This is a genomic window from Kitasatospora sp. NPDC091276, from assembly GCF_040684355.1.
Lineage (GTDB): Bacteria > Actinomycetota > Actinomycetes > Streptomycetales > Streptomycetaceae > Kitasatospora.
The window spans coordinates 91001-105294 of sequence record NZ_JBFBFU010000016.1 but is presented as its reverse complement, the minus strand read 5'-3'; the positions used below and the strand labels follow the sequence as shown (position 1 = coordinate 105294).

At 73.2% G+C, this 14294-nt stretch carries 8 protein-coding genes; all 8 read right to left on the bottom strand.

Features of this window, described 5'->3' with window-relative positions; genetic code table 11:
• Positions 1-19 precede the first annotated feature (19 nt).
• On the bottom strand, positions 20-1657 hold the full coding sequence (locus tag AB0O19_RS21305; protein WP_363621415.1) for an ABC transporter substrate-binding protein: 1638 nt from the start codon (positions 1655-1657) through the stop codon (positions 20-22).
• A gap of 429 nt (positions 1658-2086) precedes the next feature.
• Positions 2087-3991 (bottom strand): translational GTPase TypA, encoded by a 1905-nt coding sequence (gene typA / locus AB0O19_RS21300; RefSeq protein ID WP_350879930.1) that lies wholly within the window; start codon positions 3989-3991, stop codon positions 2087-2089.
• Between the two features lie 272 nt (positions 3992-4263).
• Positions 4264-6099, bottom strand: coding sequence for an ABC transporter family substrate-binding protein (locus tag AB0O19_RS21295; RefSeq protein ID WP_363621413.1), 1836 nt, complete (start codon positions 6097-6099; stop codon positions 4264-4266).
• 92 nt (positions 6100-6191) lie between these two features.
• Positions 6192-8687, bottom strand: coding sequence for a SpoIIE family protein phosphatase (locus AB0O19_RS21290; RefSeq protein ID WP_363621500.1), 2496 nt, complete (start codon positions 8685-8687; stop codon positions 6192-6194).
• A gap of 368 nt (positions 8688-9055) precedes the next feature.
• Entirely contained in the window at positions 9056-11809 is a 2754-nt protein-coding gene (locus AB0O19_RS21285) for a SpoIIE family protein phosphatase (protein ID WP_363621411.1), read from the bottom strand.
• 179 nt (positions 11810-11988) lie between these two features.
• Entirely contained in the window at positions 11989-12405 is a 417-nt protein-coding gene (locus AB0O19_RS21280; protein WP_363585429.1) for an NUDIX domain-containing protein, read from the bottom strand.
• Between the two features lie 10 nt (positions 12406-12415).
• Positions 12416-12598, bottom strand: a complete 183-nt coding sequence (locus tag AB0O19_RS21275) for a hypothetical protein (RefSeq protein WP_363621409.1) — start codon at positions 12596-12598, stop codon at positions 12416-12418.
• Between the two features lie 162 nt (positions 12599-12760).
• Positions 12761-14185 carry a DUF4190 domain-containing protein gene (locus AB0O19_RS21270; RefSeq protein ID WP_363621407.1) on the bottom strand — a complete coding sequence of 475 codons (1425 nt, stop codon included), beginning with the start codon at positions 14183-14185 and terminating at the stop codon, positions 12761-12763.
• Positions 14186-14294 lie beyond the last annotated feature (109 nt).

The window sequence follows — 14294 nt, the reverse complement described above, 5'->3', positions numbered from 1 at the left end:
GTCAGGCGGTGCCGACCGATTACTTCTTCTTGACCTCGACGTCGGTGTAGACCGGGTTGCCGAAGGAGTCGAACTTCACGTTCTGGACGTTGTTGGACCAGCCGGAGCTGGTCTTGTAGTACCAGAGCGGGATGGCCGGCATGTCCTTGGCCAGGACGGCCTCGGCCTGCTGGTAGAGCTCGGTGGTCTTCTCCACCGTGGTGGCCGCGTCGGCCTCCTTGGAGAGCTTGTCGAACTCCGGGCTGGAGTAGCCGGCGTCGTTCGCCGCCGCACCGGTGCCGTAGACGTCGCGCAGGAAGTTGGCGTTCAGCGGGTAGTCCTGCACCCAGCCGGTACGCATCATGCTCGACACCTGACGCTTGGTCACCAGGTCGCGCGAGGTCTTGAAGTCCGGCTTCGGGTCACCGAGGCACTCGACGCCGGTGGCCTGGCGGATCGAGTTGCAGACCGCGTCGACCCACTCCTTGTGACCGCCATCGGAGTTGTACAGGATGGTGATCTTGTTACCGGGGACACCGTTGCCCTCGGCGATCAGCTGCTTGGCCTTCGCCGGGTCGTACTTGCAGGCGTCGCCGCAGCTGCCGGCCTTGAAGCCCATGACGCCGGGCGCCACGAACGCGTCGGCGGGCTGACGCGTGCCGTTCAGCACGGTCTTGGTGATGGTGTCACGGTCGATGGCCATCGACAGGCCCTGGCGGACCTTGGCCTTCTCCGGAGCGCTCCAGTCGGCGTTGTACAGCGCGAAGGAGATGTTCTGGATGGCGCCCTGCGGCTGGTCGACCGCGCGCTTGCCCAGGTCGTCCTTGTACTTGGGCAGGTCGGTCGAGTCGACCTGGTCCAGGACGTCGAGGGTGTCCGACATCAGGTCCTTGTACGCGGCCTCACCGGCGGTGTAGTTCCGGAAGACGATGCCGCCGTTCTTGGCCTTGTTCGTGCCCGCGTACTTGTCGTAGGCGGCCAGGGTGATGGCCTTGTTGTGCTCCCACGACACGAACTTGTACGGGCCGTTGCCGACCGGCTTCTGGCCGTAGCCCGCCGGGTCGGAGAAGAACCCGGTCGGCAGCGGGTAGAAGGCCGAGTAGCCGAGCTTGTACGTGAAGTACGAGACCGGGCTGCTCAGCTCGATGGTGAAGTGCGTGTCGTCGACGACCTTCAGACCGGACATGGTGTCGGCGGTCGGGTCACCCTTCTCCGGGTGAACGGCCTCGTAGCCGACGATGTCGGAGAACCAGTCCGAGTTGATCTGGTTGTTCTTGGTGTTCGCCGACCAGTTCCAGGAGTCCACGAAGGACTTGGCCGTCACCGGGGTGCCGTCGTGGAAGGTCCAACCGGACTTCAGCGTGACGGTGTAGTTCTTGGCGTCAGTGGTCTCGATCTTGTCGGCCACCTGGTTACGCAGGGCGCCGGTGGCGGGGTCGTAGTCGACGAGGCCCTGGAAGAGCTGCTTGACGATGCGGCCGCCCTGGTTCTCCATGGCGTTGGCCGGCTGCAGCGGACGCTGCGGCTCGCCGCTCTGGTAGCTGAACACGCCCTGGGCGTTGACCGCAGCGCCATCGGAGCTGCTCCCACCGGTGGAACCGCCACTGCTACAAGCAGTCGCGGCGAGGGCGACCGCAACAGCTGCGACAACCCACTTGGCCTGGCTCCCACCACGCATCGGTGTGCCTCCTGAATTCGACGTTGCAACGAGGAGGGCACTGCGGACGGGTGTTACCTGGCCCGCTGTGCCGTCCGCGCTCGTGGTTTCGGCGCGCACCCCTGCGCGTCACCCTTGACCCGAGCCTGACTGCACCCACTATCCGTCACGCACGGACACGAAAGTGACCAGTGACGATCTCAATTAGGTCACATGAACAGTCGGTAAGTTTCGAAAACCGGACATAAGAGACATAGCCAGACAGGCACCAAACGGACAGTCGTCATGAATGACGAACTGTCACGTTCGCTCAGCGGACACCTGGGAGTGATGAGCGCTATTCCGTTAATACGCCCGTCGACAACTTGGAGTAGTTGAAAAAGTTCGCCCCCCTCTCCATGGGAAAGGGGGGCGAAGCATTCCGGCCAAAGGCCGGTCAAGCCGTCCGGATCACGCCTTCTTGGCGCGCGAGGCGGTGCGGCCGCGGTCCTTCGCGTCGAGGACGACCTTACGGATGCGAACCGTCTCCGGGGTCACCTCGATGCACTCGTCCTCGCGGCAGAACTCCAGCGACTGCTCCAGCGAGAGCTTGCGCGGCGGGACGATCGACTCGGCCACGTCTGCGTTCGAGGAACGCATGTTGGTGAGCTTCTTCTCCTTGGTGATGTTGACGTCCATGTCGTCGGCGCGCGAGTTCTCGCCGACGATCATGCCCTCGTACACCTCGGTGCCCGGCTCGCAGAAGAGCACGCCGCGCTCCTGGAGGTTGGTCATCGCGAAGGCGGTGACCACGCCGGACCGGTCGGCGACCAGCGAACCGTTGTTGCGGGTGGTCAGGGTGCCGAACCACGGCTCGTGGCCCTCGTGGATCGAGTGCGCGATGCCGGTGCCGCGGGTGCTGGTGAGGAACTCGGTCCGGAAGCCGATCAGACCGCGGGACGGGACGACGAACTCCATCCGGACCCAGCCCGAGCCGTGGTTGGACATGTTGTCCATCCGGCCCTTGCGGACACCCATGAGCTGCGTGACCGCGCCCATGTGCTCCTCCGGCACGTCCACCGTGAGGCGCTCGACCGGCTCGTGGGTCTTGCCGTTGACCTCCTTGGTGACGACCTGCGGCTTGCCGACGGTCAGCTCGAAGCCCTCGCGACGCATGGTCTCGATCAGGATGGCCAGCGCCAGCTCACCGCGGCCCTGCACCTCCCAGGCGTCCGGGCGCTCGGTCTCCAGGACGCGCAGCGAGACGTTACCGATCAGCTCGCGGTCCAGGCGGTCCTTCACCTGGCGGGCGGTGACCTTGCGGTCCACCTTGCCGCTGGACTTCGCGTCCGCGCCCTTGCCGCTGCCGCCACGGCCGACCAGCGGCGAGGTGTTGGTGCCGATGGTCATCGAGATGGCCGGCTCGTCCACCGTGATCAGCGGCAGCGCGATCGGGTTCTCCGGGTCGGCGAGGGTCTCGCCGATCATGATCTCGGAGATGCCGGCGACGGCGCAGATGTCACCCGGGCCCGCCACCTCGGCCGGCTTGCGGGTGAGCGCCTCGGTCATCAGCAGCTCGGAGATGCGGACGCTGGAGATGGTGCCGTCGCGCTTGATCCAGGCCACGGTCTGGCCCTTGCGCAGCTCGCCCTGCTCGACGCGCAGCAGCGCGATGCGGCCGAGGAAGTTGTCGGCGTCGAGGTTGGTGACGTGGGCCTGGAGCGGCGCGTCAGCCTCGTACGTCGGGGCCGGGACGTGCTCCAGCAGGGTGGAGAAGAACGGCTCCAGGCTGGTGCTGTCGGCCGGGACGGTGCCGTTCTCCGGCTTGGTCAGCGAGGCGACGCCGTCACGGGCACAGGCGTAGACGATCGGGAACTCGATCTGGTCCTCGTCGGCGTCCAGGTCCAGGAACAGGTCGTAGGTCTCGTTGATGACCTCGTCGATCCGGGAGTCCGGGCGGTCCGTCTTGTTGATGCAGAGGATGACGGGCAGCCGGGCGGTGAGCGCCTTGCGGAGCACGAAGCGCGTCTGCGGCAGCGGGCCCTCGGAGGCGTCGACCAGCAGGACGACCGCGTCCACCATCGACAGACCGCGCTCGACCTCGCCACCGAAGTCGGCGTGGCCCGGGGTGTCGATGATGTTGATGGTGATGGGCGCGCCACCATCCTTCGGGTGGTACTTGACGGCGGTGTTCTTCGCGAGAATGGTGATGCCCTTCTCGCGCTCCAGGTCGTTGGAGTCCATCATCCGGTCGTCCAGGTGCTGGTGGGCGGCGAAGGCGCCGGCCTGCTTCAGCATGGCGTCGACCAGAGTGGTCTTGCCGTGGTCGACGTGGGCGACGATAGCGACGTTGCGGATGTCGTTGCGCGTGGGCATGCCTAGCGGATTCTCCTGGAATCGTGGGTTACGGCGCCCGGCCGCGAGACGCCGACCAGCGATCCCTCTGGATCGCCGCCGCCCGTTCCGCCTGCTACTACCGGTCCACCCGCCGTGGCAACGGACATGCCCCGGCTTCCTCCTATCGTACGGGGAAGCGCCCAGGTGAGCAGAAACGGGCAGGTCGGGCGGGATCAAGATCACAGGCAGGCCACCCGTTGGTCACCCGGTGTTCGCTCCCCGACCGGCTCCGGCGGGCCCGGGGAACGGGCTCAAGCGCTCCACCCCACGTCCTGGAAGCGCGGCCAGCCGTACCCCCAGACCCCGGCGCCCGCGACGCCCGCCCGGACGCCGACCAGCTCGGGCCGCTGGTAGAGCGGCACCGAGTGGCCGAGCTGCCAGATCCGCACGTCCGCCTCCTGGAGCAGGCGGAGCCGGGCAGCCGGGTCGAGCTCGGCGGTGGCGCGGTCGAAGAGCCGGTCGATCTCCTCGGTTCCGCTGCGGGCGTAGTTGCTGCCGGGGTCGAGGGTGCCGTCGGCGTCGGGCCGGGGCTTGGCGTAGACGGGCCGCTGCTCGCTCGCCGGGCTGGTGCCGGCGGGCCAGGAGAACAGGGCGAGGTCGTACTCCCCGGCGGCCAGCTGGTCCTGGACGAAGGTGTCGGCGGACGCGGTCACGGCCTTCACCTCGACACCGGACTCGCCGAGGTCGGCGGTGAGCGCGTCGGCGGTCCGCTTGGCGGTCGCGGAGCCGGCCGGGACGAGCAGGGTGAGGGTGAGCTCCTTGTCGTCCTTGGTGCGGGTGCCGCCGGTGTCGGGCCGCTTCCAGCCCGCCTCGTCGAACAGCCGGGCGGCGTCGGCCGGGCCGGCGGCCGCACTGTTGTCGCGGTAGCCGTCCTGGTCGCCGGCGAGCAGGTGGCTGCCCAGCGGGGCGCCGGGCAGGCCGAGCGGGGTGAGCGCGGCGTCGGCGATCCGCCGCCGGTCGACGGCGCGGGTCAGGGCGAGCCGCAGGGCCGGATCGGCGAGCGGGCCGTGGGCGGAGTTGAGGGTGAGCTGGGTGAGCGAGGCGCCGACGGCCCGGTGCACGATGACGCCGTGCAGTCCCTCGGCCCGCCGCAGGGCCAGCGCCGCGGCCTCGGGTGCGGCGGGCGGGGGCGCCGCCTCGGCGGTCGGCGTATCGGAGGCGCCCGGGGTGGCGGTGGGCGTGGCGGAGGCGGCCGGGGCGGGGGCGGGCGCGGGCACCGCCTGGTCCACCGCCGCGGTGAGCGGGGCGATGTCCAGCCGGTTCTGGTCGAGCGCGTCCAGCCGGCCCTCCGGCGGCGCGGCGATGAACTCGATCCGGTCGGTCTTCGGCTGGTCCCCCCACCACCGCGGGTTGCGGGCGAGGACGACCTGCCCGCCCGCGGCGTCGTACCCGGAGACGGTGTACGGCCCGGCGCTCAGGTGCTCTCCGCCGGTCAGCGCCCGGTTGAACGCGGCCGGGGTGGCCGTCTCGGCCGCCGGGTAGAGCGGGCCGAACAGCGAGCGCCATTCGGCGTACGGGCGCCGGAAGGTCACCCGGACTTCGTGCGGGTCCGCGCCCTGGGCGATCGCGTCGATGGCGTCGTACCCGGCCGGGCGTCCGCCCTGGTAGGCCGGGTCGAGGCCGGAGAGGGCGGCCCGCTGGGCGGTCAGGTCGGCGGCCGTGATCGGGGTGCCGTCGCTCCAGACCGCGCGCGGGTTGAGCCGGTAGGTGACGACCTGCGGCTGCTGCCCGGGCGGGGTGGACTCGGCGCCGGCCAGGTAGTCCGGGTCGGGGACGAGCCGGCCGTGCCCGTCGGGCCGGAACAGCGAGGGGTAGAGGGCGTGCGCGAGCAGTGCCGAGTCGGCGGTCGCGTCGCCCTGGTAGACGTTGAGCGTGGCCGGGACGCCGTCCACGGCCCAGCGCAGCCTGCCGCCGCCCCGGACGGCGGTGCGGTCCGCGGCCCGGACGTCCCCGGTGCCGGAGGTGGGGTCGGCCGAGGCCGGCGCGGGGCCGGGGGTACGGGCCGGATCCGGGCCGTCGGAGCAGCCGCCGAGGCCGGCGGCGAGCAGCAGCGCGACGGCTGCGGAGGTGAGCTGGCGGACGCGCATGGCGGCCATGGAACGCCGTCCGGGCGCCCGGACGCGGGCCGACACGGCGGACCGCCCGCCGACTGCACCCGGACGGCCGAACCGCGACCGGGCTAGAGGCCCAGCTCGAACCAGACGATCTTGCCCTTGGGCGTCCGCCGGCTGCCCCAGCGCTCGGCCAGCAGGCTGACCAGTTGCAGGCCGCGCCCGCCCTCGTCGGTCTCCTGGGCGCGCCGCTGCCGGGGCTGGGCGTAGCCGTCGTCCCAGACCTCGCAGACCAGGCCGCGATCGCGCAGCAGCCGCAGCCGGATCTCGCCCCGGCCGTGCTTGAGCGCGTTGGTGACCAGTTCGCTGACCAGCAGCTCGGTGGTGTCCACGAGCTCCTCCAGGCCGCGGGTCAGCAGCCAGCTGCAGGCCAGCTCGCGGGCCTTGGCGACGGAGGTGGGCTCGGGCGGCAGGAACCAGTTGCCGACGGCGTCCTCGGGGAAGGCGTGCACCTTGGCCATCAGCAGGGCGATGTCGTCCTCGCCGTGGTGCGGGTTGAGCTCGCCGAGGACGTGCTCGCAGAGTTCTTCGAGGCCCTTGCCCTTGGCCGACAGCGCGGTGCGGAAGCCGCGCAGGCCCTCGTCCAGCTGGTGCTTGCGGCTCTCCACCAGGCCGTCCGTGTAGAGGCCGAGGATGGCGCCGTCCGGGAGGGTCAGCTCGACCTCCTCGAAGGGCTCGCCGCCGACGCCGAGCGGCAGGCCGGGCGGGACGTCGAGCATCCGGGCGGGCTCGCCGGGGCTGAGCAGGACGGGCGGCAGGTGGCCGGCGTTGGCGATCCAGCAGCGCCGGGTGACGGCGTCGTAGACCGCGTAGACGCAGGTGGCCAGGTAGACCTCGCGGGCCTCCTCGTCGGCGGCGGAGGTGAGCCGGCCGTACGGGGTGGGCGGGCCGGCCGGCACGGTGTCGCCGCCGAGGCCGCGGGCGATCTCGTCGAGGGCGGTGAGCACCTCGCCGGGCTCCAGGTCGAGCATGGCGAGGGTGCGGACGGCGGTGCGCAGCTGGCCCATGGCGACGGCGGCGCGCAGGCCGCGACCCATCACGTCGCCGATGACCAGGGCGGTGCGGTTGCCGGGCAGCGGGATGACGTCGAACCAGTCTCCGCCGACCTCGGTGTTGTTGTTGCTGGGCAGGTAGCGGCAGGCGATCTCCAGGCCGCTGGCGGCCGGGTTGCCCGGGGGCAGCAGGCTGCGCTGGAGGATCAGGGCGCGCTCGTGCTCGCGGCGGTAGAGCCGGGCGTTGTCGATGCAGACGGCGGCGCGGGCGACGAGTTCCTCGGCGATGGCGACGTCGCGGGCGTCGAAAGGCTCGCTGCCGATCGCGCGGGAGAGCTGGACGAGGCCGAGCACCTGGTCGCGGGCGACCAGCGGGACGATCAGGGTGGAGCGCAGCAACGGGTCGGGCCCGGGCTCGGGGACGACGCTGCGGCCGGTGCGCAGCGCCCGGGCGTGCGGGGAGCGTCGCGGGTAACAAAGGGTGCCGCCGGCCTCGGCGATGGGCAGGCCGGTGACCGAGCCGAGCACCGAGGAGGCGCCGCCGATGACGCTGGAGACGGCGACCCGGCGCAGTTCGCCGCTGCCGTCGGTGAGCACGGTGTCGCCGAGCCGGCCGGCGCTGGGCACGGTCTCGCCGGAGAGCAGCGCGGTGTACAGGTCGACGGTGGCGAGGTCGCAGAACGGCGGGACGACGACGTCGAGCAGTTCCTTGGCGGTGGTCTCCAGGTCGAGGGTGGAGCCGATGTGCGCGCTGGCCTCGTTGAGCAGGGCGAGGTTGCGGCGGACGCCGTCGGCCTCGCGCTCGGCGACGTGCCGGCTGGTGACGTCGGAGACCTGCCCGGCGACGCCGATCGGCTGTCCGGCCGCGCCGTTGAGGCGGTACAGCGAGACGGCCCAGAGCCGGTTGCCCTCGCGGGTGGGGACGGCGCCGTGGAAACGCAGGTCGAAGACGGGCTCGCCGGTGGCGAGGACCTTGCGCAGGGCGGCGGTGAGGCGGTCGGCCTCGGACGGCGGGAAGAGGTCGTGCGGGGTGAGGCCTTCGAGGTCGGTGGGGGCCAGGCCCATGCCGGAGGCGAAGGCGTCGTTGACCCGCTGGAGGCGCAGCCGGTCGTCGAACAGGATGAAGCCGGTGGGCGTCTGCCCGAAGACGGCCTCGGAGGCGGCGAGGTCGGTCTCGACCCGGCGCAGCCGGCCGAGGTCGACGGCCAGGCAGGTGGCGCCGGCGGTGGGCAGGGCGCTGTCGGGCATCAGGTAGAGCTCGGCGAGGCCCTCGCCGCCGACGGCGTCCCGGTAGGGGGTGGTGCCGACCCACTCCTCGCCGGCCAGGGCGCGTTCCAGCCGGGCGCGTCCGCGCTGCCAGAGCTCGCGGGGGACGAAGGTGGTGATCGGGTCGGCGCCGACGGCGTCGGGGGCGGGGACGCCGAAGAACTCGGCGGCGCGCTCGCTCCACTGGCTGATCCGGCCGTCGGGGCCGATGGTGAAGGTGGCGACCCGGATGTAGTCGTAGATCGACCCGGGGCCGCCCGCGCCCCACGGGTGGTCCGCGGCCCCCGGGTGGTGACCGAGGCCCACGGGGCCGGCGCCGGGCGGGTCCGCCGGCACGGGCAGGTGCGGTGAACCGGCCTGCCCGGGCACGACAGCATGACCGCTGCTGCTCGGCGCGTTCCGCGCCGGGGTGCTGTTCAACGGACCGACCCCTCCAACCCGCGACCGTCCGGATGTCGAGAAGACCGAGTATTCATCATCGAGGGGTACGTTCACACGCCCTCAACATCACAACATCAGATCGGGCGAAGGTTTTTGTCCTACCGCCCGCGCAACCACAATGCCACGTCCGCGCCCCCTTCCGGGCTGCGCGCTCCCCCCGGCCACCTGCTGGCATATGCGGTCCCGCCCTCCTCGCCCCCGCTCGGGCTCGCGCCCCCGACCCGCTGCGCTCCCTATGACTCCTCGGGCTCACTACCCGGCAGCGCCTGCTCGAACCAGACCACCTTGCCGATGCCCTCGGCCCGGGCACCCCAGTGCAGCGCCAGGCGGCGGACCAGTTCCAGGCCCCGGCCGCCCTCGTCGGCCTCGGCCGCGTGCCGCTCCCGGGGCGGCTCGGGCAGCGGGTCGGAGATCTCGACCAGCAGCGTCTCACCGAGCGTCAGCCGCACGCCGATGGGGGCGCTGGCGTACCGGACGGCGTTCGTGACCAGCTCGCTGACCAGCAGCTCCGCGGTGTCGGTGAGCTCCTCGACGCCCCACTCGGCGAGCGTGGAGCGGACCAGCCGGCGGGCCCGGGAGACGGCGGTGGGCTCGGCGGGCAGGGTCCAGCCGGCCGTCGGGGTACCGGCCTGGCCGTGGCCGAGCCGGGCCAGCAGCAGCGCGACGTCGTCCGGCTCGCGGCCCTGCTCCATGGTGTCGAGCACGGCCTCGCAGGCGGCCTGGATCGAGGCGTGCGGCTCCTGGAGCACGGTGACCAGCCGGCCGAGGCCGACGTCGAGGTCCTTGTCCCGGGACTCGACCAGGCCGTCGGTGCAGAGGGCGAGCAGGCTGCCCTCGGGGATCTTCAGCTCGACGGATTCGAACGGGACGCCGCCGACGCCGAGCGGGGCGCCGGAGGGCAGGTCGAGGATCCGGCCGGCGCCGCCGCGCAGCGGGCCGCCGGTCCGGGTCGGTTCCCCGCCCTCCTCGCCCGGCACCACCAGGACGGGCGGGATGTGCCCGGCCTTGGCGACGGTCAGTCTGGCCGTCCCCGGGTCGAACACCGCGTAGACGCAGGTGGCGAGCAGCGCCTCGTCCGGGCCCTGGGCCAGGTCGTCGGCCAGCTCGTGGACGTGCCGCAGCAGGACGTCCGGCGGCAGGTCGAGGGCGGCCAGCACCCGGACGGCGGTGCGCAGCCGGCCCATGGTGGCGGCGGCCCGCAGGCCGTGGCCCATCACGTCGCCGACCACCAGCGCGGTGCGGTCGCCGGGCAGCGGGATGACGTCGAACCAGTCTCCGCCGACCTCGGCGCCGCTGCTGCCGGGCACGTACCGGTAGGCGACCTCGACGCCGGTGGGCTGCGGGACCTGCTGCGGGAGCAGGGTGCGCTGGAGGGTGAGCGCTGCGGTGCGCTCGCGGGCGTACAGCCGGGCGTTGTCCAGCGAGCTGCCGGCCCGGTCGGCCAGCTCGACGGTGAAGGCCAGGTCGTCCCGGTCGAAGCCCTCCCGGTAGCCGCCCCGGCTGACCAGCAGCAGACCGATCACGATGCCGCGGGCGCGCAGCGGGACGACCAGCATGGAGTGCACGCCCAGGTCGTGGGCGGCCTGCGTCTTCGGGTCGCCGGGGTACGTCACGTCGTCGAGCTGGTCCGCGCCGGAGAGCAGTTCGGGGACCCCGGTGCGCAGCACCCGGCCGCAGGCGGAGTCCTCGGCGAAGGTGATCCGGGCGCCGCGGCGGAGCATCACCTCGACCTCGGGGCCGTCCTGGACGGAGGCGGTGCCGAGCTGGAGCAGCGAGGTGCGGCGGTCGTGGCCGTGCCGGGGCAGGTCGTCACCGTGCGCGACGGCCTGCAGCAGGATCACCGCGGAGTGGTCGGTGAGCCGGGGGACGACGGAGCTGGCGAGCTCCTGGGCGATCCGGGCGGCGTCGAGCAGGTCGCCGACCCGGGAGCCGAACTCGTTGAGCAGCGAGAGCCGGCGCCGGGCGTGCTCGACCTTGGCGACGGCGCGGTAGCGCTCGGTCACGTCCATCACGGTGCCGGAGATGCCGAGCACCCGGCCGGAGCGGTCGGTCATCCGGCTGTAGGAGATCGAGCGGTAGCCGGAGCGGGCGGTGACCGGGGAGGCGAGGGTGACGTCGATGACCGGCTCGCCGGTGGCCAGCACCTGGCGCTGGATCGCGGTGACCTCGTCGGCGGCCCGCTCGGGCAGGGTCTCGCCGGTGGTCCGGCCGACGTGGTCCGCCAGGGCGACGCCGTTCATCTCGGCCAGGGTCTGGTTGACGGCGGTGTAGCGCAGCTCGGTGTCCATGATCGCGATGCCCAGCGGGGACTGCTCGAACAGCGCGTCACGGACGGCGAGGTCGCGCTCGACGGCCCGGACGGCGGCCGCCTCGGCCATGTTCACCTGGAGGAACGGGGTGCCGTCGCCGTCCACCAGGAGGGAGATCCGGGCGTCCACCGCGACCGGCACGCCGTCCCGGTCGCGCAGTTCGGCGTTGCCGGCCCAGCGGCCGTGGCGCAGAGTGTCCTGGATCGCGGCCCGGATCCGGCCGACCTGCTCCTGGTCGGGGATCAGCTCGTCGATCCGGCGGCCGACCAGCAGCTCGTTCGGCCAGCCGAGCAGTTCCTCGGCGGCCGGGCTCCAGAGCACCACCCGGCCCGCGGTGTCCAGGATCGCGATGGCGACCTTCAGCATGTCGAGCAGGCTGCCCTCGGCCGGCGCGCCGGGGCCGTACGGGGCGTCGGACGGCCCACCGGGGAACGGCCGGGCGGGCCGGCTGCGCACGCCGGGCTGGGGGCCCGGGTCGGAGACGGGGACGGCCAGGGTCGGCGCCGGCTGGTCGGGCCGCGGGGCTTCGGGGGCATCGGCGGCGTCCCGCCGGCGGCGGCCGGCCGGTGGCTGCGGGGCGGCGGGCCGGGCGCCCCGGCGCAGCCGGGCGCGGGCGGCTGCGCTCCCCGCGGCGCCTGTCCGCGGTGCTCCTCCGCCGCCGTTCCCGGTACTCGACACCGACGGGGCCTCCGGCTCTGGTCGGGATCGGCGTCGCCGGCTGGGACGGCTCACCGATGGTGACGAATAGTGCCGAAAAGTGACATACCCAGCAGAACCCAGGCTATCCCGGCCGCCGGGTCGTCTTGTCTGATTGACCTACCCCGTACCCCGCGCGTCGCACACCGGCTCAGGCCGCCCTATGCATGGAGCAACCGGGCGACGTGCGGCAGGACGTCGCGGTCGTGCTCGATCCAGTCGACGCTGTCCAGCTCGGCCGGACCGAGCCAGCGCAGCTCGTCGTGGTCCTCCAGCGGACGGGGGTCGCCGGCCAGCAGCTCGGCCGCCCAGAAGCGCAGCTCCAGACCCGGCCGGACGCTCCACGCGCCCGGCAGCCGCTCCAGCGCCCGTGCCCGGACGCCCAGCTCCTCCAGCAGCTCCCGCTCCAGCGCCTGCGCCTCGGTCTCCCCGGGTTCGGCCTTCCCGCCCGGGAACTCCCAGCGTCCAGCCACCGCCGCGGGCGCGCTGCGCCGGGCGGCGAGCACCCGGCCCCCGTGGATGAGGGCGCCCCCGACGACGATCCGGGGCTCGACGGGGTTCTCGCTCGCCTTGTCCATGGGCCCGACCTTAGGTCCTGTCCGGCCCCTCGCCGTCCGCAGCGGTGGCCTCGGCCTCGACCCAGTACAGCTGCTTGTGGCCGCGGGCCTCGAACTCGGCCGCCAGCCGCTCCGCCGCGACGCGGTCGAGCCCGGCCGCGACCAGGAAGCGGTTGCCGTTGTCGTCCTGCCGCATCACCCGAAAGGCGCTCATGGCGGGGAGCGTATCCCCGGCCTGCGTGGGGGTCGGGCCGGGGATCCGCCCCCACGACGCTACGGGCGGCTCGCTACCGGCAGGTACGGGTGCGGTTAACGGCGGGTAACCCGGCCGCGCCCGGCGGCCCGGACCCGTCGGCGGCCCGGACCCGTCGGCGGCTCAGACCTGGAGGTCGGGCACCTGCTCGCCGGTGGACAGGCCGAGCCCGCGCCGGATCTCGATGCTGAGCGGCACCGACTTGGTCACCAGCGCCCGGGCCCGCCGGACGTCGCCCTCCAGGTCGTCGCCGGAGGCCGCCGCGTCCCAGGCGGTGGCGGCCGCCTCCTGGGCCGCGGCCAGCTTGCGGACCGCCGGCTTGACCTCGGCCGGCCACGCCACCGACGCCTTGTTCAGCGCCGCGGCCTCCGCGTGGGAGGCGGTGGACATCCGCCGGGCCCAGGTCCGGTACTCGGACGACGCGTCCGCGAAGCCCTTGCTCGGCTGCTCCGCGTAGGCGTCGTTGAAGCCCCGGACGGCCTCCAGGTAGGCCAGCTGGGCGGGGTTCAGGCTGCCCCGGTCGGTGCGGACCGTCCCCAGGTGCTCGCCGTCGCGGTCCTCGAACGCGCAGGTGACGTAGCGGTCGCCGGACCTCCAGTTGCCCCGGGTCGGGTAGAGGTAGACGTCGTCCATGCCGTCCGGGATCGCCCACTGGTCGAGGGCGTAGTCGTCGAGCACCGTGCGGCACAGTTCGGCGGCCCGCAGGCGGACCGTCGCCTCGCCCGGGTAGGACGGGCCGTCGCCCGCCGGGATCCGGGCGGTCCCGGCCACCTCGCCGTGGTGCGGGGCCGAGCACGGCACCCGGCGGACCCAGTAGAGCGTCTCGTCGCCGCCCTCGGGGTCGGCCCGGCTGCCGTTGTCGGGGGTGTTGTAGCAGTCCCCGGACTTCAGCGCGGCCCACGGGACGGACCCGGCCGGAGCCTTCGTGGACTGGCCGAACCGGCCGCCATCGGGGGACTCGAAGGTCGAACCGGCCACGACGAGCGACAGCAGCACCGTGCCGACCACGCCGAGCACCAGACCGGTCACCGCCATGCCGAAGCCGCGCTCCTTGCGGCGGTTGATCTGGACCAGCGCGATGATGCCGAACACCAGGGCCACCGGCGCCGCCACGACCAGGCCGGTCACCAGGGCAGCGACCGCGAAGCCGTTGGTGACGGGGGCGGGCCGGGGGTAGGGGAAGCCGGGCTGGAGGCCGGACTGCGCGGCGGGCGGCACCGACGCCCAGCCGCCGGCGGGCAGCGGCGGGGGCGGGGGCTGCGGCGGGGCCTGCGACCGGGACTGCGACGGCAGGGGCGCGGCCCACGGGTTGGCGGGCGCGGGCGGGAGGGGCGGCACGGGCGGGGCGGGCGCGGACGGGGCGGGCGCGGACGGGGCGACGGGGCCGGGCTGCCCGGCCTGCGCCTGCTGCTCCGGCTGGTCCGCCTGCTCCGACTGCCCCGCCCGCTCGGCCCGCTTCGCCGGCGCGGCCTCGTGGGCCGGTGTGCGGGGATCGGCCGCGGGCGACTCCGACCCCGGCGCGGGCGGCTCGGACGCAGGCTTGGACACGTGGACTCCCCCGGCCCGCCGGTACGGGCATCGACTCGGCAGCTCGACTCGTCGGCTCGCCCCCTCCGGCAACGGGCCGGACGGGCCCGAACGGCCCTGATACGAGCGG

Excerpts from the sequence above, each read along its gene's own strand:
- AB0O19_RS21280 (WP_363585429.1), bottom strand. The coding sequence starts at position 12,405 with ATGGACAAGGCGAGCGAGAACCCCGTCGAGCCCCGGATCGTCGTCGGG.
- AB0O19_RS21295 (WP_363621413.1), bottom strand. The coding sequence starts at position 6,099 with ATGCGCGTCCGCCAGCTCACCTCCGCAGCCGTCGCGCTGCTGCTCGCC.
- AB0O19_RS21305 (WP_363621415.1), bottom strand. The coding sequence starts at position 1,657 with ATGCGTGGTGGGAGCCAGGCCAAGTGGGTTGTCGCAGCTGTTGCGGTC.
- AB0O19_RS21275 (WP_363621409.1), bottom strand. The coding sequence starts at position 12,598 with ATGAGCGCCTTTCGGGTGATGCGGCAGGACGACAACGGCAACCGCTTC.
- typA (WP_350879930.1), bottom strand. The coding sequence starts at position 3,991 with ATGCCCACGCGCAACGACATCCGCAACGTCGCTATCGTCGCCCACGTC.